The sequence below is a fragment of the Pseudofrankia inefficax genome (assembly GCF_000166135.1).
GTDB classification, from domain to species: Bacteria; Actinomycetota; Actinomycetes; order Frankiales; family Frankiaceae; genus Pseudofrankia; species Pseudofrankia inefficax.
Genome location: NC_014666.1, coordinates 1 through 21,905, shown reverse-complemented (window position 1 = coordinate 21,905; position 21,905 = coordinate 1). Strand labels below are relative to the sequence as shown.

The 21,905-nt window shown below is 70.1% G+C and carries 14 protein-coding genes and 1 tRNA gene; 2 read left to right on the top strand and 13 right to left on the bottom strand.

Annotated elements, in window-relative coordinates:
* Positions 1-106 precede the first annotated feature (106 nt).
* Entirely contained in the window at positions 107-781 is a 675-nt protein-coding gene (locus FRAEUI1C_RS00080; RefSeq protein WP_013421226.1) for a PhzF family phenazine biosynthesis protein, read from the top strand.
* Positions 782-1,225: 444 nt separating this feature from the next.
* Here FRAEUI1C_RS00080 and FRAEUI1C_RS37310 read toward each other — a convergent pair whose 3' ends face one another.
* Positions 1,226-2,095, bottom strand: coding sequence for a TIR domain-containing protein (locus FRAEUI1C_RS37310; RefSeq protein ID WP_013421225.1), 870 nt, complete (start codon positions 2,093-2,095; stop codon positions 1,226-1,228).
* Positions 2,096-3,736: 1,641 nt separating this feature from the next.
* Here FRAEUI1C_RS37310 and FRAEUI1C_RS00070 point away from each other — a divergent pair.
* The gene (locus FRAEUI1C_RS00070; protein ID WP_041258605.1) at positions 3,737-5,107 is read left to right on the top strand and encodes an outer membrane protein assembly factor BamB family protein; all 1,371 of its coding nucleotides are present in this window, start codon (positions 3,737-3,739) and stop codon (positions 5,105-5,107) included.
* Positions 5,108-5,327: 220 nt separating this feature from the next.
* Here FRAEUI1C_RS00070 and FRAEUI1C_RS00065 read toward each other — a convergent pair whose 3' ends face one another.
* From FRAEUI1C_RS00065 to dnaA, 12 genes are all read right to left on the bottom strand, one after another.
* A complete protein-coding gene (locus FRAEUI1C_RS00065) occupies positions 5,328-5,945 on the bottom strand; it encodes a class I SAM-dependent methyltransferase (RefSeq protein WP_013421222.1) in 618 nt (205 codons plus the stop codon).
* Between the two features lie 23 nt (positions 5,946-5,968).
* On the bottom strand, positions 5,969-7,246 hold the full coding sequence (locus tag FRAEUI1C_RS00060) for a prenyltransferase/squalene oxidase repeat-containing protein (protein WP_013421221.1): 1,278 nt from the start codon (positions 7,244-7,246) through the stop codon (positions 5,969-5,971).
* Complete coding sequence (locus FRAEUI1C_RS00055; protein ID WP_013421220.1) at positions 7,233-8,030, bottom strand: class I SAM-dependent methyltransferase; 798 nt, start codon at positions 8,028-8,030, stop codon at positions 7,233-7,235. The genes FRAEUI1C_RS00060 and FRAEUI1C_RS00055 overlap by 14 nt, the downstream gene beginning before the upstream one ends.
* 3 nt (positions 8,031-8,033) lie before the next feature.
* On the bottom strand, positions 8,034-9,293 hold the full coding sequence (locus FRAEUI1C_RS00050; protein WP_013421219.1) for a glycosyltransferase family 4 protein: 1,260 nt from the start codon (positions 9,291-9,293) through the stop codon (positions 8,034-8,036).
* 514 nt (positions 9,294-9,807) lie between these two features.
* A tRNA-Ile gene (locus tag FRAEUI1C_RS00045) sits at positions 9,808-9,881 on the bottom strand.
* A 99-nt stretch (positions 9,882-9,980) separates the two neighbouring features.
* Entirely contained in the window at positions 9,981-11,261 is a 1,281-nt protein-coding gene (locus FRAEUI1C_RS40630; RefSeq protein ID WP_013421218.1) for a DUF3566 domain-containing protein, read from the bottom strand.
* A gap of 52 nt (positions 11,262-11,313) precedes the next feature.
* The gene (gene gyrA, locus FRAEUI1C_RS00035) at positions 11,314-13,806 is read right to left on the bottom strand and encodes a DNA gyrase subunit A (protein ID WP_013421217.1); all 2,493 of its coding nucleotides are present in this window, start codon (positions 13,804-13,806) and stop codon (positions 11,314-11,316) included.
* 82 nt (positions 13,807-13,888) lie between these two features.
* Complete coding sequence (gene gyrB, locus FRAEUI1C_RS00030) at positions 13,889-15,829, bottom strand: DNA topoisomerase (ATP-hydrolyzing) subunit B (protein WP_013421216.1); 1,941 nt, start codon at positions 15,827-15,829, stop codon at positions 13,889-13,891.
* A gap of 314 nt (positions 15,830-16,143) precedes the next feature.
* Complete coding sequence (locus FRAEUI1C_RS00025) at positions 16,144-16,752, bottom strand: DciA family protein (protein ID WP_013421215.1); 609 nt, start codon at positions 16,750-16,752, stop codon at positions 16,144-16,146.
* A complete protein-coding gene (gene recF / locus FRAEUI1C_RS00020) occupies positions 16,733-17,857 on the bottom strand; it encodes a DNA replication/repair protein RecF (RefSeq protein WP_013421214.1) in 1,125 nt (374 codons plus the stop codon). Before recF ends, FRAEUI1C_RS00025 begins: the two co-directional genes overlap by 20 nt.
* A gap of 9 nt (positions 17,858-17,866) precedes the next feature.
* Positions 17,867-19,030 (bottom strand): DNA polymerase III subunit beta, encoded by a 1,164-nt coding sequence (gene dnaN, locus FRAEUI1C_RS00015; RefSeq protein WP_013421213.1) that lies wholly within the window; start codon positions 19,028-19,030, stop codon positions 17,867-17,869.
* Between the two features lie 1,185 nt (positions 19,031-20,215).
* Positions 20,216-21,754: a chromosomal replication initiator protein DnaA gene (gene dnaA / locus FRAEUI1C_RS00010; protein ID WP_013421212.1), complete on the bottom strand. Its 1,539-nt coding sequence runs from the start codon at positions 21,752-21,754 to the stop codon at positions 20,216-20,218.
* Positions 21,755-21,905: the final 151 nt, after the last annotated feature.

The following is a 21,905-nucleotide window of genomic DNA, read 5'->3' as shown; positions in this document are numbered from 1 at the left end:
TCATGACCGCTCGTCAACCTTCCGCGAACCCGCCAAGTCCCAGGACAACGCCCGTCGCGGCGGGCATCGTGGACCCCGGAACGCCACACCCGGGGAGGCACGCCGAGTGGTCACAGCACACGTCGTCCGCGTGTTCAGCGACGAGCACGGCCACGGCGGCAACCCGCTCGGCGTCATCGAGGACCCCGGCAACCTCGGCCCCGACGAGCGCCAGGCCATCGCCAAGACCCTTGGCTACAGCGAGACCATCTTCCTCGACGACGTCGAGAAGGCCGAGATCTCGATCCACAACCTCTCGCGCCAGATCCCGTTCGCCGGACACGCCGCGGTCGGCGCCGCCTGGACCATCGCCCGCCTCACCGGACACCACCCGTCCGTCCTGCGCACGACCGGCCGCGAGGCCGAAAGCTGGGCCGATTCCGCCGGAGTCTGGGTCCGCGCACCCTTGTCGATGACCCCGCCGTGGTGGGCCGAACGCCTCGACGACCCGCGCGAGGTCGACGACCTCGACGGCCCGCTCAGCCCCACCCAGGACTTCACCCAACTGTGGGCCTGGATCGACGAACCCGCCGGCATCGCCCGCATGCGCACCTACGCCGCCCGCGTCGGGATCCCCGAAGACGAAGCCTGCGGCACCGGAGCCATGCGCCTCGCCGCCGCACTCGGCCGCCGCATGACCATCCACCATGGCGAAGGCTCTGTCATCTACGCCGCCCCAGGCCCAGCCGGCTACGCCGACATCGGCGGCCACGTCACCGAAGACCCACCCCGCCAGCTCTGAGAGGCGCTCCGTCGGGAAGACCTCAGGGGGCTTCGCCCCCCGAACCCCCCGCCGGCTCCCAAAGGGGTGGGAGGAACAGAACAGGTCCGCGTGATCACTTCGGTATGCCGACGCCCGAGGGCTACCACCGGAACCCCGACCGTGCAAGATCCGCACGGCTGTTCGTGGATCAAGGCTCGACGGCGGATCTTGCACGGCCGAGAACCCGGAGGTAGGGACAAGCCCGCCGGCACACCGAAGGGATCACGCTCGCCACAGCCAATGGAGGGCAAGCCCTCGTCGGCAGGGTCCAAGATGATCGGCATGCGTGCCGCGCAACCATGATGCGCTGCCGAATTGCTCGTTTTGAGATCAAGGGACGTTGCCAGCGCCGCGCGACGGGTGCGCGCGGCGCTGGAGCGCCGTGCTCCCCGGCGCGTCGCCGTCAATGGGCCAAGAACACAATTACGGCATGAGCTTGTTAAGGTCGGCCTCGATACCCGCAACCTTCATTTCCGCAAGGATCTCCAAGATCCACCCGTTACCCGAGTCAAACAGGGTGCGGCCAACTCCGTGAAAGTCACTTGGCATCTCGACGCCATCTTCAAAAAGAATTGCAACGTTTCGACGCCCCAGCTTGGCCGCCGCATAACCGAGTTCCAGAATTACATTCTGGCGAGCCCTCGACTGCAGGTCGGCGGAACCCTTCAGGCGTCCCTCGTCGTCGGCCGTCATCAGAATCACAGCGAACGCACTATTTTCGAAGTGCCCCTCAAGCTTTTCTATGATCGTCTGCCCACTATTCGGTTGGTCGGCGAGGACGATCACCTCCAGCGGTGTGGCTTTCTCCAAAACGCGTTGTACCTGCAGACGTGCGGCGTTGTCCCGGCCATGCACCAGAAATATTGCCCGAGGTACGACGGCCGCGGGCGCCGATACGCTCGGCCCACCGACGGCACTAGCAGCCACAACACCTACTCCTTCATCGAAAAGATCGAGAGAAGCTCTTAGTGACTCCAGCTTGCGGACCTTCTCACTGATCAGATCAATCAATGTCGGCGCCTGGTCGGGGCCAAGAACATTGACCGACAAGAAGGTAATATCACCAAGATCCGCATATTGGCTTCTCGGGCTCCGCTCGCGCCAGGACACGGGCACAAAAGCCTGCTCTAGAAGCCTACCGTTGAATTCATCCCAGCTACGGAAAGACTGCAGAAGCAACTGACGTTCGGCGGCCGAGCCTTGCGGCAACTTGCCGATATCGTAGCCCTTCGCTATCGAAATCTGTAGCTGCTCGTCGAGTCGATCCCGCGAGATCTTGAGTTCGATGGCCATTGACGCTCTCATATAGTCGAGGTCAGTAAGAGAGTGGGGAGGCTGAACGGCGCAGAGAAAGGAGCGCGCGCCTCCACAAAATCACCAATTGCGGTAGGGGCAGCCGCAGTGCCAGTTGAGCGATCTCGACCAGCGGCCAAACGAGAGCACAGACAGGAGTCGGCGAAGACTCCTTGCAAGGCTAGCAACAGCCCCTACCTCGCACGATATGGAGACCGGAGCCTCACGAATGAGGCTCCGGCTCCTAGCAGAGTTGACGTGCTTTAGCCCCGTCCGCTCGCGTTCTTCGTCCGGTCGACGATCTTCCACACCTGACCAGGACGGGGGGTGGGAGGCAGACGGTGCCCCTTGGGGACGGTCACCTCCGCGCCGCCGCCCTTCGGACGGTACTGGCCGGACGCCGGCGCCGGGGTACCCGGCTTAACAGGCTTCGCCAACATGATCACCTCCGTTCCGAGCCCTGGGCACAGAACCAAAGGAGGGGATCAGCCACGTCGGGCAGACCTCTTCCTGTAACGTCTCGCTGGCATCGCCAAATGCAGACGGGACCCCGGTTCAGTGCCAACCCCGGCACCGCGCCGGGGTTTCGTCACGCTCTGGCGTAATCCTAGCACTCGGTTTCGCGGAAGTTGCACTCGTGTAGTTCGCCCACAGGTTGTGGTCATCTGTCCACAGGGCACCAACAAGTTGTGGCTGGTTATCCACAGAGCTTCCACAAATCGATCTTGCTGGCCTCTGAATGGTCACACTACGTCAAGACTGCAAGGTCAAGATTGCGGACGTCACCCACAGTGTTCGTTGATCGGAGACCCCTCCGTCGATGCCGGTGCGTGTAGCCAAGCGTGTAGCCGAGCCAGCAGACGAGCACGGACCTCGGTGGACGACGACAGAACCACGTACATCGTCCACCGAGGTCTCCGGACGTCCACGGACGTCTGTGGACACCCCGGACCGACTTTGCAAGGCAGGGGTTGGGAGTTCGAGTCTCCCCGTCTCCACCCTTCTGATCTGCCGGTATTACTGACCATCACGGTCACTTTGATCGCTTCGCCAGATCTCGCGCCATGAGGCCCTGTCACCCCGTCCGGGCACCGAGCGGTCAGGCACCAGGTACCCGTCAGCACCGACGACCTTGGGTTGGTCGATGCCCGGGATCGCGGGTCGCCGCGCTGGTCAGAGGACCGCGGGGCGTTTCCGGTACGGGCCAACCGCTTGTCGTACTGGCTGGCGTCTGCGGGGGATTGTCTGGATGATGGCGATCCGTCCCGACAGCCACAAGATCACGGGGGAAGCATGGATGCGGAGTTCTCGGCGACCGCCGCCGCGCCTGGCGCCGATCAGCCGTGGGCCGCGCCCACGGCTGACTTACCCGCGGGGTTAGGCCAGGCCGAGGCCGCGCAGCGCGTCCAGGCCGCTCTGGGCTCGCCGACCACGCAGGCGGCCCAGGGTTCGCCAACCACGGAGGCCCCGCCAACGACGCCAGCCACGCAGGCCATCCTGGCTTCGCCACCCGCGCAGGCCACGCCCACCGCGGAGGCCGCGCACCCGACGCCTGCTACCCGGACCACGCGGGGAGCGAACCCGCCGAACCTCCCGAACTCGGCAGGCCGGTCGGGACGTCGGCCGTGGCTGGCCCTGACCGTGACCGCGGGGCTGGTGGTCCAGCTGGCCCTGATCGGCACCGGCATCGGCGTCGCCGTCGTTGCCACCCGCGACCGGGGGCCGGAGACGGTCGGGCAGGCCTGGTCGAGCGACCTGGTCGCACTCGGGAAGCCGGTGGCGGCCCGTGGGTCGGTCCTCGTCTTTTCGTCTACGGACGAGAATCTCGTGGACAGGATCGCGGCCCTGGACCCGGCGACCGGGCGGGCGCGTTGGACGGCCCCGGCGAGCATCTCGCGGATTGAGGGGGACCTCGGGCAGTTCACTCCGCTGGTGGTCGACAACGGCGCGACTGTGGTGTGGCTGACGCCCGCGGGTGCCGACGACACGGTCTCGGTCGTAGCCGCGGACGCGGCCACCGGGGAGCGGCGGTGGAGCTACGGGGAAGATCTCTCGGTGGCATCGTCCCCGCGAGTCTGCGAGAACGGGTCCGCGATCTGCCTGGTCGCCGCGGCTGATGATGACGCCGGCCCGCTGTCCAAGGTCGTCCTTGACGCGCGGAGCGGTCGGGTTCGCCTCGAGGCGCCGCTCAGGATCGGGAGCGATACCCGCGAGGTCGGCGATGATCTGGTCTTGTCGGGCAACGACGAGACGCTGGCTGCCGTCGCCGACGACGGGACGATGATCTGGCAGGAGCCGGCCACCAAGGTCTTCGGCGCGACGGCCGACGGCGTGGTGTTCATCGGCATGGACTCCGTGCGCCGCGGTGACGTGTACGTGGGCAGCCCCGTCAACGGGCTGCTCGCCGACAGTTTGGCGCCGGTCGCCCAGACGGACCTGAACGCTCTTGTGGGAATCCGCGCGACGACAGGTGAGCGGGTCTGGACGCGGCCCGGCGCGACGCTCGGCTGTCCCCGGATCGCGTTCGACCCGGCTCACCCGGTGCGCTGTGTGTTCCGCGGCACCGTGACCTCCGGGCTGAACGCGGACTACGAGAACTTCGGCGTCACGCTGGAGGGCTTCGATCTCGAGACCGGCGAGACCACCTGGTCCTGGGACGCCAGGGATGCCTGGGTCTTCACGGACGCGTTCGGGGCGGGTCTGGCGGCCCGAGGACAGAGCGGCGACTTCGTCCTGCGGGCCGGCGCCACCCGCTACGTCCTGCGGGTCCGGGGTGAGACGACCGTGCTCGACCTGGGGCGCGGGCCGGTCTCCGCCGAGACGCCCGCGACGGGCTGGTGCACGACCTGGAGCTCGCGCTGGTCCGGCGTCGAGTGGCCGTACGCCTGCGACACCGCCGGCCGCGACGCGCTGCCGTCCGCTCCGGTCGAGTTCGGCGGCGTCCGGGTGGGCGACAACTACGTGTGGCTGGACCGGGATGGCCGACCGCGCGGCGGTCCGATCACCAGCTGACCACCACGCGCGCAGCCAAACGATCTCCGCGTTCCGCGGAACGGGACGCGCGGCTGGCGGGCTGCCTCAGGTGGTCCAGGACATGTCGCGGGTCGGGCAGTGCCGGGCCCCGCTGCTCGACCAGCGCACCCACGGCCGGCAGCGTACCCACACGGCCCGAGCCACCCCTCGGGCCGAGCCACCGGTCAGCCCCGAGCCACCAGCGGGCCCGGAGCGGGGCCTACTCGACGCGTTCGAGAACCCGCAGCGAACCCGTGCGGGACCGCTCCTTGAAGCCCTCGGCCAGGGCGCGCAGGTAGAGGTGGTACGGCGCCTGGCCACCGTCGGCGGGGTCGGGGAAGACGTCGTGGATGAGCAGCGCACCGCCGGGGGCGACGTGCCGGGCCCATGCCGCGTAGTCGGCCTGGGCCTGCTCCTCGGCATGGCCACCGTCGATGAACAGCAGCGCGACCGGGGTCGTCCACCAGCCGCCGACCTCCTCGGTGCGCCCGACGACCACGGTGACGACGTCCTCGACACCGGCGTCCCAGAGGTTGCGGCGCAGGAAGGGCAGCGTGTCCATCCGGCCGGTGTGCGGGTCGACGACGGTCGGGTCGTGGTGCTCCCAGCCGGCCTGGTTCTCCTCGGAGCCACGGTGGTGATCGACGGTCACGACCCGCGCGCCCGCCGCCCGCGCGGCCGCGGCCAGGTACAGCGTCGACTTGCCGCAGTAGGTGCCGACCTCGAGGATCAGGCCGCCGGCCGGCACCTCAGCCGCGGCGGCGTAGAGCGCGTCACCCTCGTCGTCGGGCATGAAGCCCTTGGCGGCCAGCGCAGCACGGCGCAACGTCTCATCCACGAGCCAGGTACTCCCAGAGTCCGCTAGCTGGCCAGCCGGCCGGCCAGCTCATCGTTCGACCACGCGCCGATGACCGGTGCGGGGTCGCAGTCGCAGCCGAGCCGGTCGAGGGCCTCGACATCGTCGAGCTCCTCGCCGTCCGGCGCCAGCGTGGGCAGCGGCTCGGGCAGGCCGTCGCCGCGGAAGACGGCCTCGGTGACGCCGCCGGAGAGGGTGTCGACGGCCAGGATGACGGCCGCGGCGGTCCAGGTGCTGCGCTCGTCCGGCCAGTGGGCGCCGCCCACGAACTGCCAGCCGGTCCAGTAGGCACCGTCGTGGTGACGCAGGTGCTGCATGTCCCGGACCAGGGTGCGCGCCGCCGCGGTCTCGCCGACGAGGTGCAGGGCGATCGCCAACTCACAGGTCTCCGCGCCGGTGACCCACGGTTCGTCGGAGACGCAGCGGATTCCCAGGCCTTCGATGACGAATTCGGCCCAGCGGCCGCGCAGGCGCTCCAGACCTTCCGCTCCGCGCAGCGCTCCGCCGATCACCGGGTAGTACCAGTCCATCGACCAGCGCGACGTCGGCGCGAAGTACTCCGGATGGGCCCGCAACGCGTGCGCGAGCCGGCCGGCGGCCAGTTCCCAGTCCGGCCGCGCGTCGCCGACGAGCGCGGCAAGGCCCAGCCCGCAGCGCAGGCTGTGCAGCGTGCTGGAGCAGCCCGTCAGCATCGCGAGCGGGTAGTCCTTGCCCTCGGCGTCGCGGGCCCACCAGATCACCCCGCTGGGCGCCTGCATGTCGATGACGAAGTCCAGCGCCGCGCGCACCACCGGCCACATCCCGGCCACGAAGGCAGCGTCGCCGGTGCGTCGCCAGTGGTGCCAGACGGCCGTGGCGACGTAGGCGCACTGGTTGCTGTCGGCGAAGTTCTCCCGGACGCCGCCGCCGATGTAGCTGGTCGCCCAGGACCCGTCGTCGCGCTGGTTGCGCAGCAGCCAGTCCCAGGCCCGCTGGGCGGCGTCGTCGCGCCCGCCGAGCTCCAGCGCCATCGCGCACTCGAGATGGTCCCAGGCGTCGGTGTGACCGCCCGGGAACCACGGGATCGCGCCGTCCGGGTCCTGCATCGCGGCGATCGAGTCGGCCGTCGCCCGGACCTCGGCCGCCGTCAGCAACGGGCTGGTCTCGGGCGGACGGGCCAGCGGGTGCAGATCGGCCAGCCGGTCGGGAGCGAGCACGCCGCGCCTGGTGGGCACCGTCGGTCGCACGGTCGCCTCGTGGGGCGCCGCGGACGGCTGAGCCGCGAACGCGTCAGTCGACGCCATGGCCAGTCTCCGCGAAGGCCTCACGCTGGGCGGTGGCCGGCCCGGGCACCGCCACCGTCGGCTGGCGCACGTCCAGGGGCTTGCGCAGGTAGAACACAACGCTCTTGCCCAGGACCGGGTTGAGGAGCTGCTCGGTCCACCGGGTCGTCCGGGGGCGCTTCATCATGTCCCAGACCAGCATCCGGTGGTACAGCTTCGTAGCCGGATGGTTGTCGTCGTGCACGCCGACCAGGCACCGCAGCCACCAGTAGGGCGCGTGCAGGGCGTGCGCGCTGTGACCGCCGAGGTACTCCAGCCCGGCGGCGGTGAGCCGGCCCAGCAGCTCGTCGCGCCGGTAGATGCGCACGTGCCCGCCCTCGACCGTGTGATAGCCGGAGGAGAGCGCCCAGCACAGCCGTTCCGGCAGCCAGGCCGGCACCGTGACGGCGGCCAGCCCGCCCGGGCGCAGCACCCGGACCAGCTCGGCCATCGCCTTCTCGTCCGCCGGCAGGTGCTCGAGGATCTCGGACGCGATGACCCGGTCGAACGTGCCGTCCGCGAACGGCAGCCCGAAGGCGTCGCCGCGCACCCCGCCGGCCCGCCCGGAGGCCGGGACCTGGCCCTCCAGCGCCATCGCGCCGAACATCCGGGCGACACCGGCCACATCGTCGAAGGAATAGTCGAGGCCCACGACGTCGGCGCCGCGACGGTAGGCCTCGAAGGCGTGCCTACCGCCCCCGCAGCCGAGGTCGAGCACGCGATCGCCAGGTCCGACCGGGAAACGGTCGAAGTCAACGGTCAGCATCGGCTACCTGACGGCGTCGATCCGCTCGGCGTACCACCGCGCGGTGGCCGCCGTCGCGGCTCGCCAGGAGAACTTCGCCTCGACGCGGGACCGTCCACCGGCACCGAGCCGTGCCCGCAGCTCCGGGTCGCCGAGCAGCCGGTTGATGGCCACCGCCATCGCGCCCGAGTCACCCGGCGGCACCGTCAACGCGGCCTCGCCGTCCGGCCCGGTCACCTCGGGCAGCGCGCCCGCGGTGGTCGCGACCAGCGGCAGCCCGACGGACATCTCCTCGACCGCCGGCAGGCTGAAGCCCTCGTACAGCGACGGCACGACGGCGACCTCGGCGGAGCGCAGCAGGTCGACCAGGTCGGACTGCTCCAGGTTCGACCGGAAGGTCACCGCGTCGGTAAGCCCCAGCTCGATGACCTGACGGGCGGCGGCGCCACCGGGCCGCGCCTTGCCGACGCAGACGACGTGGGCGTTCTCCCGCTCGACCCGCAGCTTCGCGAGCGCCTCCAGCAGCACCATCAGCCCCTTGAGCGGGACGTCCGCGCTGGTGACGACGACGATCCGGCCCGGCACCTTGGCGATCGACGGGTCCGGCGAGAAGACCTCGTGGTCGGTGCCGAGCGGCACCGTGTGCATCTGCCCGTCCGCCAGGCCCATGTCGGAGATGATGTCCGTCCGCGAGCTCTCGGACGGGATCACGATCCCGTCCAGCCCGCGCGCCACCCGAGCCTGCATCGGCAGGAACGAATACCAGCGTCGGACGCCGAACCGGGCCCGGCGGCCCGTCGTGGCCTCCAGGTGCAGCCGGCGGTCGACGGTGATCGGGTGATGGAGCGTGGCGACCAGCGGGATCTTGTGAGGTGCCAGCGCCCGCCGGAGCGAGAGCATCCCGTATCCGAGGGTCTGGTTGTCGTGCACGATGTCGAACGGTGGCGGAGTCCCCTTGCGTGGCCGCAGGGCCTTGTGCGCCCGCAGGCTGAACGCCAGCGGCTCGGAGAACTGGCCCGACCGCATCATCACGAACTCCGCCATCGAGGCGACGTTCGTCAGCTCACGCGGCGCCGGCCAACGGAAGGGGTTCGGCTCGCTCCAGAGGTCGAGGCTGGGCAGCTCCCGCAGCTCGACCCCGTCGTCCAGGACGGGGTAGGGGGGTCCGCTGACCACCGTGACCTCGTGGCCGAGGCCGATGAGCTCCTTGGACAGCTGGCGGACGTACACGCCCTGGCCCCCACAAGTCGGGAGACTGCGGTACGACAGCAACGCGATCCGCAACGGTGCGCCCTCCCACGGTTGAGGCTCCCTCTCGCCGATCGGTCGAGAGCAGCGCCGTTGATGGCACATTAGGACAAATTTGGCCGATCTTCCTGCAAATCGGCCGCACTCTCGACGCCAGAGGTCCGCGCGTAACGATTCGGTACAGCGCAGACGATCGCCTCGACGGCAGCTCGCCGTCCCCATGCGGAAGCGTCAACGCCCGCATCCGCCAAGTAGCTACCCATCACACTGAGTGTGAAATCAGATCGTCACCCTAGGCAACCAATCCTCACCACAAGCCACCCACCCCACTACTCACCAAGAAACCCCTCGCGAAGCCCCCGGCAGACACGAAAAAAGATCCCTTAGGCGAAAGCACACCTAAGGGATCTTGGTGAAGAATTCACGGCGCAAACGGAGAACCGACCCGGTCGGACGAAGTCCGACCCCGGGGGTCCGGGGGTCGCCCCCCGGGCAGACATCGCGGCCCCCGGGAAGCCGCACAAAGCGGCGAACACGATGAGCCAGCTCGTGGACCTAGGTGGACTTGAACCACCGGCCTCTTCCTTATCAGGGAAGCGCTCTAACCGGCTGAGCTATAGGTCCCGGGCTACTGATCCGGATGGTGCTGGGGCCCCTGTGGGGCGCGAGAGCAAGACTACAGGACGGCGGCGACCGGGTGGGAGGCCACCGCCCGGCTCCTCGCTACCGATCGCTGAGTGTGACCTCAATCCCACCGATCATGTCGGCACAGAGGTTGTAGAGCATCGCCCCGAGGGTGGCCAGCAGCGTCAGCAGGACCACGTTGATCGCGCCGACGAGCAGGCTGATCTGCATGGCGCGGCCGAACGACAGCCAGGAACTGACGCTGTGGCTCTCGCCCGAGGTCAGGGTGCCGGCGGCGTCCGTGATGCTGTTGAACACACCGACCGAGTTCAGCACGAACCAGAGCACCGCGACCGCGACCATGATCACAAGGAACAGGCACAGCGAGAACGCGAACGCGAGGCGGGTCACGGTCAACGGGCTGACCCTGGTGAGCCGCAGCCGGGCCCGCCGACCGGTGCGCGAACCGTCCGAGTCGCCGTAGTCGGCCGGGTAGTCACCCGCCCGGGCCGACTCGGGCCGGTCGGCGTCATGCCGGCCGGAGTAGCCGGCGGCCGGCTCCGACGCGCCACGGCCCGGCCGGGCCCACTCCCGCTGCTCACGACCGCGGTCACCCGGCGCGGGGGCGGCCGTCCGGGCGCCAGGCGCCGGGGTCGGCATCCGCTCCGCCGGGACCGCGGGACCACGGCCGGACTTGGCCAGGTTCGGCTTCACGGCCGGGTCGACGACGGTCCGGTCCGGGTCGGCCGCCACGGACGCCGCGCCGACGGCCGCGACCGTCCGCGCCTCGGCGCCACGGTCGGCGGCCCCGGGACGACCGCGGTCGTCTCGGGCGCCACTGTCCCGGGCGCCATTGTCCCGGGCGCCGCTGTCCCGGCCGTTGTCCGACCCGGAGGGCCGGGCTGGGGTACGCACGATGGCCATGGTGTCTGGGTCGCGCGGCGCTTGCGCCAGCTGGTCCGCCGCGGCCGTTTTGGCCGGCGCGCCGCGGCCAGCCGCGGCATACCGGTCAGAAACGGACGCGGGCGGCGAACTCACGGCGGGCGTGGCGACCTTGGTGGTCGCGGCCCCGGCCCGGTTCGAGCCGGCCCCCTTGGACCCGGCCGAGGCCTTCGGCGCGGGCGCGGCCGGGGCTGGGGCTGGGGCTGGAGCCGGCGACGACAGCGGCCGGACAGCCGCCGTCTTGTCGTCGTCGTCCTCGACCGGCTCCTTGGTCGCCGTCCGCGCCCCCGCGGCGTCGGCGGACGCGCCCGCGGCCGGGGCGTCCTTCTTGGCCCCGCCGACCTTCTCGAAGAAGGGGTTCCCGGCCGCCGACTCGCTGTCGGCCGCGGCCGTCGGGAGGCCGCCGGACCGACCCGGCCGCTCGTCCTTCTCGCTCACGCGTCTCCCCTTAGCTTCCCGCCAGCCATGGGCCCGTCCTCGCGGTCAGGCGTCAGCCGGCCGTCGGCTCGTCGCCATCGCCGTCGTCGGCATCAGCATTACGCGCGACGCCCACGACCTGCACACCGGTCTCCAGGTCGATCAGCTTGACGCCCATCGTCTGGCGCTGGGCCTGCCGGACGTCCCTGGCTACGGTACGCAAGACGCCGCCGTTGGACGCGATGGCGTACAGCTGGTCGTCAGGCTCGACGACGAGCGCGCCGACGAGGTTGCCCCGGCTGGGCACGATCCTCGCGGTCAGCACGCCCTTGCCGCCCCGGCCCTGCAGCGGGTACTCGTTCAGGTGTGTCCGCTTGGCGAAGCCGCCACTGGTGGCGACCAGCAGGGAGGCCGTCGAGTCCGGCTTGATGACCTCGATCGAGAGCAGCTCGTCGTCGGCGTCGAACCGCATGCCGATCACACCTGCGGTGGCCCGGCCCATCGGCCGCAGCTGCTCGTCGTCGGCGTGGAACCGGATCGACTGGGCGTTGCGGCTGACGAGCAGCAGGTCGTCGTCGGCGCCGACGAGCCGCGCGCCGATGACCTCGTCGTCCTCCCGCAGGTTGATCGCGACGAGCCCGCCGGCGCGGTTCGAGTCGAAGTCCGTCAGAGCCGACTTCTTGCACAGTCCGCGCTTGGTCGCGAGCACCAGGTAGGGCGCGGCCGCGTAGTCGCGGATCGCCATCACCTCGGCGATCCGCTCGTCCTGGCCGAACGCCAGGATGTTCGCCACATGCTGACCCTTGGCGCTGCGGGCCTGCTCGGGCAGCTCATGCGCCTTCGCCCGGTAGACCCGGCCCTTGTTCGTGAAGAACAGCAGGTAGTGGTGGGTCGTCGTGACGAAGAAGTGCTCGACGATGTCGTCCTCGCGCAGGGCCGCGCCCTGCACGCCCTTGCCGCCGCGCTTCTGCGAGCGGTACAGGTCGGTCTTGGTGCGCTTGGCGTAGCCGCCGCGAGTGACGGTGACGACGACGTCTTCCTGGGCGATGAGGTCCTCGATGGACATCTCGCCCTCGAACGGGACGATCCTGGTCCGGCGCTCGTCGCCGAACTTGTCGACGACCTCCTTGAGCTCCTCGCCGATGATCTCGCGCTGGCGCTGCGGCGAGGCGAGGATCGCCTCCAGCTCGGTGACCTTGGCCCGCAGCTCGGCGGCCTCGTCGATGATCCGCTGGCGCTCCAGGGCGGCGAGGCGGCGCAGCTGCATGTCCAGGATCGCGGTCGCCTGGATCTCGGAGAGCGAGTAGCGCGTCATCAGCTGGCCGCGGGCCGCGTCCGCCGACTCGGCGTTGCGGATCAGCGCGATCACGTCGTCCAGGTGGTCGAGCGCGATCAGCAGGCCCTCGAGGACGTGCAGGCGCTCCTGGGCCTTGCGCAGCTGGTAGCGGGTCCGCCGGACGATCACGTCGACCTGGTGCTCGACGTAGTAGCGGATCATCTGGTCGAGGCGCAGCGTGCGCGGCACCCCGTCGACGATCGCCAGCATGTTCGCGCCGAACGTGTCCTGGAGCTGGGTGTGCTTGTACAGGTTGTTCAGCACGACCTTGGCGACGGCGTCGCGCTTGAGGTCGATGACCAGACGCTGGCCGATCCGGGCCGACGTCTCGTCCCGGACGTCCGAGATCCCGGAGATCCTGTTGTCCCGGACCAGCTCGGCGATCTTCTCGGCGAGGTTGTCCGGGTTGACCTGGTAGGGCAGCTCCGTGACGACGAGCTGGGTGCGGCCCTTGTTCTCCTCGACGTTGACGACGGCGCGCATCCGGATGCTGCCGCGGCCGGTCCGGTAGGCGTCCTCGATGCCCTGCCGGCCGACGATCATGCCGTGGGTCGGGAAGTCCGGGCCCTTGATGATGCCGAGCAGCGCCTCGAGCAGCTCCTCGTCGGTGGCGTCCGGGTTGTTCAGGGCCCACTGGACGCCCGCGGCGACCTCGCGCAGGTTGTGCGGCGGGATGTTGGTCGCCATGCCGACCGCGATGCCGCCCGCGCCGTTGACGAGCAGGTTCGGGAACCGGCTCGGCAGGACGAGCGGCTCCTGGGAGCGGCCGTCGTAGTTGGGCGCGAAGTCGACGGTGTCCGAGTCGATGTCGCGCAGCATCTCCATCGCCAGCGCGGCCATCCGGGCCTCGGTGTACCGCATGGCCGCGGGCGGGTCGTTACCCGGCGAGCCGAAGTTGCCGTTCCCGTCGACCAGCGGGTAGCGCAGCGACCAGGGCTGCGCCAGCCGCACCACGGTGTCGTAGATCGAGGTGTCGCCGTGGGGGTGGTAGTTACCCATGACGTCACCGACGATGCGGGAGCACTTGAAGTACCCGCGGTCAGGCCGGTATCCGCCGTCGTACATGGCGTAGAGAACCCGGCGGTGCACGGGCTTGAGCCCGTCCCGGACCTCTGGCAGGGCCCGCCCCACGATGACCGACATCGCGTAGTCGAGGTACGACCGCTGCATCTCGACTTCGATGCCGATCGGCTCAATCCGGTCGCCAGGCGGCGGTAGTACGTCGACCACGATGTCCTTCCAGGCAGTTCGGAGCTAGTGGGGTCAAGCTGGCCGTATGGGCGGATCTGTCACAGACCAGCCCATACCCCGATCAGATATCCAGGAAGCGGACATCCTTGGCGTTGCGCTGAATGAAGCTGCGTCGGGCGTCGACGTCCTCGCCCATCAGCACGCTGAAGAGCTCGTCGGCGACGGCCGCGTCGTCGAGCGTGACCTGCAGCAGAATGCGGCGGTCCGGGTCCATGGTGGTGTCCCAGAGCTCGGTCGCGTTCATCTCGCCGAGACCCTTGAACCGCTGGATCGCGTCCTTGGGCAGCTTGCGGCCCGCCTCGACACCACGCTCCAGCAGACCGTCCCGCTCCCGGTCGGAGTAGGCGTACTCCCAGTCCTCACGGCCCCATTTGATCTTGTACAGCGGGGGCTGCGCGAGGAAGACGTGCCCGGCCTCGACCAGCGGGCGCATGAAGCGGAACAGCAGCGTGAGCAGCAGCGTCCGGATGTGCTGGCCGTCGACGTCGGCGTCCGCCATCAGCACGATCTTGTGATACCGCAGCTTGGCGATGTCGAACTCGTCGTGAATGCCGGTGCCGAGCGCCTGGATCAGGGCCTGGACCTCGGTGTTCTTCAGGACCCGGTCGATCCGCGCCTTCTCGACGTTCAGGATCTTGCCCCGCAGCGGCAGGATCGCCTGGAACTTCGAGTCGCGACCGCCCTTGGCCGAGCCGCCCGCCGAGTCACCCTCGACGATGTAGAGCTCGCAGCGCTCCGGGTCGGTGTACTGGCAGTCGGAGAGCTTGCCGGGCAGGCCGGTGCCGCCGAGCAGGCCCTTGCGCCGGGTCAGGTCGCGGGCGGCGCGGGCGGCGATCCGGGCCCGCTGCGCGTCCAGCGCCTTGCCGACGATGCTGCGCGCCTCGACCCGGTTCGCGTCGAACCAGTCCCGCAGCGCGGAGTAGCACATCTCCTGGACGAACTTCTTGGCCTCGGTGTTGCCGAGCTTCGTCTTCGTCTGGCCCTCGAACTGCGGCTCGGACAGCTTGACGGAGATGATCGCGGTGAGGCCCTCGCGGATGTCGTCACCGGAGAGCCGCTCGTCGGGGCTCTTCGCGCCAGCCTTCACCGGCTTGAGCAGGTTCTGCTCCTTGGCGTAGACGTTCACCGCGCTGGTGAGCGCCGCCCGGAAGCCCTCCTCGTGCGTGCCGCCCTCATGCGTGTTGATCGTGTTCGCGAAGGTGTAGACCGACTCGTTGTAGCCGGCGTTCCACTGCATCGCGACCTCGGCCTCGATGCCCTTGCCCTTGGCCTCGAGCGCGACGATCGTCTTGTGGATCGGCTCCTTCGTCGCGTTCAGGTGCGCGACGAAGTCGGCGAGACCGTTCTCGTACTTGAACGTGACCTCGACGGGCTCCTCGGCCCGCTCGTCGCGCAGCGAGATGGAGATGCCCTTGTTCAGGAACGCCATCTCCTGCAGCCGGCGGTAGAGCGTCTCGTACTTGTACTCGGTGGTCTCGAAGATCTCCGCGTCGGCCCAGAAGGTGACCGTGGTGCCGGTGCGCTCACCGCGCTTCAGCGGCGCGCGCTTCTCCAGCGGCCCGGGCCGCTGCGCGGTGTATCGCTGGAACCAGTGGAAGCCATCGACCTTGATCTCGACCTCGACCTTGGTCGACAGCGCGTTCACGACGCTGATGCCGACGCCGTGCAGACCGCCGGAGACGGCGTAGGAGTCGCTGTCGAACTTGCCGCCCGCGTGCAGGATCGTGAGGACGACCTCGACCGTCGGCCGCTTCTCGGTCGGGTGCATCCCGACCGGGATACCGCGGCCGTTGTCGACGACCCGCACGCCACCGTCGGCCAACAGCGTTACCGTGATGGTGTCGCAGAACCCGGCGAGCGCCTCGTCCACCGAGTTGTCGACCACCTCGGAGACGAGGTGGTGCAGACCACGCTCGCCGGTGGAGCCGATGTACATACCCGGCCGCTTGCGGACCGCGTCGAGACCCTCGAGAACCTTGATCGAACTTGCGTCGTACGCCACGCGCAGCGTCCCTCTCTTCAGATCCTCGCCAGGTCCCTCGGCAGGCCTCTCGCCAGGCCGCTTCGTCCGAGGCCCGCTCGTACGGGGCTTCTCGTACCGGCTGCCTCGCACAAGGCCCTCGTTGTGAGCCGAAGTCCCTTTGAGTCTACCTGGCAACGCGCCACAACAGACGCAGGGTGGGCTCTGACGTCTGCGTAGCGGCCCGAACGAGGGCCGGGCGAACCCCCCCTACGAGGCGGGCGGCCTCGGTGGCCGTGAGGCCGATCCACGCCGATCGCCGGCTCAGGTGGCGCGTACGGACGCCGCCGGAACCGTCAGCCGTAGGTGTCCCGGGGCCCGCGGCCGCCCGGCATCTGCGCCGGCCCGTGCCGCCAGGACGGTGCCGACGGGCCGCGCACGGTGATCCGGGAGACGACGCCCTCGCCCAGCTCGCGACGCAGCACGCCGAGCAGCCGCGGGGCCAGTAGCCGAAGCTGGGTGGCCCACGCCGTGGACTCCGCCTCCAGCTCCAACAGGCCGTCACGCAGCGAGACCGGGGTCGCGTGCGAGGCGATCTCGGGGCCGACGATCACGTCCCAGTTGGCCAGAACGCCGGAGTCCTTCGCCTTCGTCTGCCAGCCCCTAGCGGCGAGCATCCGGTTGATCGAGGCGGCGAAGCTGGTCGGCTCGCGCCACTCCCGGCCGGGCGCCGCGATCCCGGGCAGGCGGGGCCGGCGCGGCGGCTCCCGGTCGTCGTCCCCCGGCGTCGCGCCGGCCGCCGAGGCGTCGGCCCCTCGGCCCGGGCTGCCCCCGCCGCCCGGACGACCACCCCTGGCCCTGGCTCGCGCATCCGCCTTCGCGGCGGCGAGCACCTGGCGGGCGAGGTCCGCGCCCGTGACCCGTGGCGCGCCGTTCTGGTCGGGCTCAGCCGGATCCGGCGACATCGAGCACCTCCCCCCGCTGGACGGTGAACCGCGGGCCGCCGAGCTCGGCCGGCACGTCCGCGCCGACCGCGGCCGTGATCAGCACCTGCTCGGCCGGCGCGACGAGCTCGGCGAGCCGGCGCCGGCGATGCGCGTCCAGTTCCGCGAACACGTCGTCAAGCAGCAGCACCGGCGCCCGGTCGTCTGCCTCCAGCAACTCGTAGGACGCCAGCCGCAGCGCGAGCGCCAGCGACCACGACTCGCCGTGGCTGGCGTAGCCGCGGGCCGGGCGGCCACCGACCGCCAGCGCCAGCTCATCGCGGTGCGGGCCGACGAGGGTCACCCCCCGCTCGATCTCGCGGGGCCGCACGCGGGCGAGCTCCTCGATCAGCGCGGCCGCGATCGCGTCCCGGTCCGCGCCCTCCGGCAACTCCACGCCACACCGGTAGTCGACGCCGACGCCCTTCTCGGTCGCGTCCTCGTCCGCGGTGCCGGCCACCGCTGCGTACGCGGCCTGGACCCGGGGCCGCAGGTCGTCGACCAGCGCCAGCCGGGCGGCGAGCAGCTCGGCACCGTGCCGGGCCAGTGCCTCGTCCCAGGATTCGAGGGTCCGCAGGTCACCGTGGGCGCGCAGCAGGGTGGTGCGCTGGCGCAGGACCCGTTCGTAGTCGGCGATCACGGCGGCAAGCCGCGGTGTCCTGGCGACCAGCAGCTCGTCGAGGAACCGCCGGCGCTCGCCCGGGTCGCCCTTGACCATCGCCAGGTCCTCCGGCGCGAACAGCACGACCGACAGCAGGCCGAGCAGCTCGCGCGGGCGGCTGAGCGGGCGGCGGTTCAGCCGGACCTTGTTGGCCCGGCCGGTGACGATCTCGATCTCGGCCAGCGCGGCCCGGTCACCGTTCACGATCCGGGACCGGATCACCGCGCGCTCGGCGCCCTCGCGGATCAGCGGCGCGTCGCCGGAGACCCGGTGACTGCCGAGAGTGGCGACGTAGCCGACGGCTTCGAGCAGGTTCGTCTTGCCTTGGCCGTTGGCTCCCACGAAGGTGACCACCCCGGCCGGGAGGGTCAGTTCAAGTGCCGGGTAGGACCGGAAATCGACCAGTTGCAGGTGCGTGACGTGCACGTCACCCGGTCAGCCGTTCAGCTGGATCGGCATGAGCAGGTAGCGGTAGTCCGGCAGCTCGTCGCCGGCGCCCTTACCCGTCAGGATCGCCGGCTTCTTGGCCGCGACCTCGGCGTCCTCGGCGCTGGCGAAGCCGAACTCGACCTGGTCGGACTCGACCGCCGTCAACGCGTCCTGCAGGTAGGCCGGGTTGAACGCGACCTCCAGGTCGGGGCCGTCGTAGGTGGCGGGCAGCGTCTCGGAGGCCTGCGCCTCGCCGCCGTGGCTACCGGCCTCGAGCCGCAGGTGGTCGGCGCTGAACGCCAGCCGCACCGGGGCCGTCTTCGGCGCCACCAGCGCGACCCGCTTGACGGCCTCCAGCAGCGGGCCCTTCTCGGCCTGGGCGGTCAGCGGGCACGAGTCGGGCAGCAGCTTGCGGTACGGCGGGAACTGGCCGTCAACGAGCCGGGTCGTGGTCTGGCGGTGGTTGCCCGCGAAGCCGGCGAGCGCCTCCCCGGACGGACCCGTACCAAGCGCGATCGCGACCTGGGCCGTACCGCCGCCGAGCGAGCGTGCCGTGTCCAGCAGGGTGCGCGCCGGGATGAGCGCGACCCCGGCGGCGTCGGGGCTCGACGGGCTCCACTTGAGCGTGCGGACCGCGAGCCGGTAGCGGTCGGTGGCCGCGAGCGTCAGGGTGTCGCCCTCGATCTCCAGCCGCACACCGGTCAGCACGGGCAGCGTGTCGTCCTTGCCCGCGGCCACCGCGACCTGGGCGACGGCGGCGCCGAACGCGCCTCCCTCGATGTGCCCGGTGATCGGCGGCAGCGGGGGAAGCGTCGGGTACTCGTCGACGGGCAGCGTCTGCAGGGTGAAGCGGGCGTTGCCGCAGGTGATGACCAGCTTGTTGTCGTCGGTCTCGACCTCGACCGGCGCGGCCGGCAGCTGCTTGGTGATGTCCGCGAGCATCCGGCCCGGCGCCAGCGCGCGGCCCTCCTCGTGGACGGTCGCCTCCAGCGTGGCCTGCGCGGCGACCTCGTAGTCGAAGGCGGCCACCACCAGGCCCGGCCCGGTCGCGTCCAGCAGCAGGCCCATCAGCACCTGCTGGTTGGTCGCTGTCGCCGAACGGCTCGGCAGGCTGCGCGCGGTCCAGGCGACCGCTTCGGTGAACTCGTCCCGTTCAACCCGGAACTTCATGCCTGCCTCCCTCAGCGACGAACGCGGTCCAGCATCTCAGAGCCGTCCGACAGGTTCGCGAGCGGTCCAGTGGTACGCCGGATGCGGAGCGTCACGTCGGGTCCGCCAGGCGTGAACTGCGCCGGATCGGGGCAGGCCGAGCGCGACGGCCCGAGCGTCATCCCCAGGCCCTAGTTCTTCGAGCTTTTGATCTCTCATAAATAAATCTTGGTAGCGGTAGTAGTAGGGGCTGTGGAAACTGTGGAAAACCCGCGTTTTCCCAGGTCAGGCCGCAGATCGGCCGGTGGAGATCGTGTGGGCTGACCTGTGCGTGACCCCGGTGGTTGTCCACAGCGCTCGATGTCCCCCGTCGCCATCCACCGTTCATCCACCGGTTACACCCAGGTCGTCCCCAGGCTGTCCCCCGGTTCTCCACAGGAATCTGGGGGCTCGGGGCGGGCTCCCAGGCGATCTTCGGGGCCTTCGCGGGCGGTTGCCCCCAGGCTGCCCCCAGGTAATCCACAGCCTTGTCCACAAGCTGTGGGTGAATACCACCCAAGTGGTCTCGTCGGGCCTGAGCCCTGCGTCGCGAGCCCATCACGGCCTGCAAGAGTGCACGGCTGCGATCGAGCACGCTCGGCTCCTACGCGTGCTCGTCCGAGGCATGTGGGGGCATCTGCGGCCCCTGACCGGGACCGACGTGTGGACCAGGACTCAGACGACGTACCGCATGGAACCGGTCGCGCCGCCCATCCCCACTAGAACCCACAGGCTGTGGACAATCCCTGGGTATTACCGGGGTTGTGGGACCCAAGACCTTGTGATCGGAAGATCGACGCCGTCCCAGCAGGCCCTGCCTAACCGGCCCTGCCTAACCGGCCCTGCCCGGCCGGCGCTGCGTGGCCCGCCCCGCCCCGGCCCGACGCTGCCCAGCTGGTCCGGCCCGCTGCGGCCTTGCGCGGCCGGCATTCGGGCAGTTCGCGCCGGACTTTGCCGCCGTCGGCGAGGTTCGCCCGTTCCGGCGTCGCCTTGATCGCCGTTTCGGCCCTCTGATGGTCGTTACCGGGCCGGGATCGTAGCCACTAGAGGGCGAAAACAGCGATCAAGGCCACGGGTGGACGTTGGTGGTAGCCGGGGCCAAGCGCCGGCTGGCGGCACTGGCCCTGGCCAGCGGCGCCAAGCCCTGGCTGGCGGCGTTGGCCAGGGCTACAGGTGGCGCGTCTCGGCCCGGATGCGGTTCGTCAGCTCGGTGACCTGGTTGTAGATCGCCCGGCGCTCCGCCATCAGTCCGCGGATCTTCCGGTTGGCGTGCATGACGGTGGTGTGGTCCCGGCCGCCGAAGTGCTGGCCGATCTTGGGCAGCGACAGGTCGGTGAGCTCGCGGCACAGGTACATCGCGATCTGCCGGGCCGTCACCAGCACTCGGCTGCGCGACGTCCCGCACAGGTCCTCCATCGAGACGCCGAAGTACGACGCCGTCGCGTTCATGATCGAGGTCGCCGTGATCTCGGTGTTCGTCGCGTCCGGAATCAGATCGCGCAGCACGATCTCGGCCAGTGTCCGGTCGACATGCGACTTGTTCAGGCTCGCGAACGCGGCGACCCGGATCAGCGCGCCCTCCAGCTCGCGGATGTTGCGCTCGATATGCGTCGCGATGTACTCGAGCACGTCCGGCGGCACCGGCAGCCGCTCGATCGCCGCCTTCTTCGACAGGATCGCGATCCTGGTCTCCAGGTCCGGCGGGGTGACGTCGGTGATCAGTCCCCACTCGAACCGGCTGCGCAGCCGGTCCTCCAGCGCCGACAGCTGCCGTGGTGAGCGGTCCGACGAGATCACCAGCTGCTTCTCGGTGTCATGCAGGACGTTGAACGTGTGGAAGAACTCCTCCTGCGTGCGCTCCTTGTTCTCCAGGAACTGGATGTCGTCGACGAGCAGCACGTCGATGTCCCGGTAGCGCCGCTGGAACGCCTGCTGGCGGTCGTCGCGGATGGAGTTGATGAAGTCGTTCGTGAACTCCTCGGTGCTGACGTACTTGACCTGCGCGTCGGGGTAGAGCTTCTTCGTGTAGTGCCCGATCGCGTGCAGCAGGTGGGTCTTGCCGAGGCCGGAGTCGCCGTAGATGAACAGCGGGTTGTAGGCCTTCGCCGGCGCCTCGGCGACGGCGACCGACGCCGCGTGCGGGAACCGGTTGCTGTCGCCGATGACGAAGGTCTCGAAGACGTACCGCGGGTTGAGGCGGGCCGGCTCCGACGGGCGCGGCTCCGGGTCGCGGCCGAGGCCGGTGGCCACCCGCTGGATGGGTGGGGTCGGCGCGTCCAGCGGTGAGTCGACCCGCCCGTCGTCGTCCGCGTCCCCGGAACCCGACGACCCCGTCCCGGACAGCGCGGCCTGCGGCAGCACCATCGGGCCGGTCATCGGCTCCGGGTCCGGCAGGTGCTCGACGGTGACGGCGACCCGGATCTCCCGGCCGTAGGCGGCGGTCAACGCGGTCGACAGGAACGGGCGCAGCCGGGAGTCGAGCAGGTCCTTGGTGAACTCGTTCGGCGCGGCGAGCAGCGCGGTGTCCTGCACCAGGCCGAGCGGCCGGGTCAGCCGCAGCCAGGCGCGCTGCTGCGCGGACAGCGTGCCGTCGGCGACGCCGGCGACGGCCTGGCGCCAGACCTCGTGCAGGTCGGGGTCCTCGCCCTCGCCGAGCGGGAGCTGGCGCTGGGAGCCCGTGACGGGGGTGGTGTCGCGGTCGGTCACGGGGTGCTCCTCGATACGTCGGCCAGTGAGATGTCGGCCGGTTCGGCTGGTGGCCGGCGGAGCCGCGACGCGGTCACGGTCGGGACTCCTTCGGCCGGGGCACGGTGGTGGAACGAGGATCGGGCCCGGCGTGCCGCCAAGGTTTCCACAT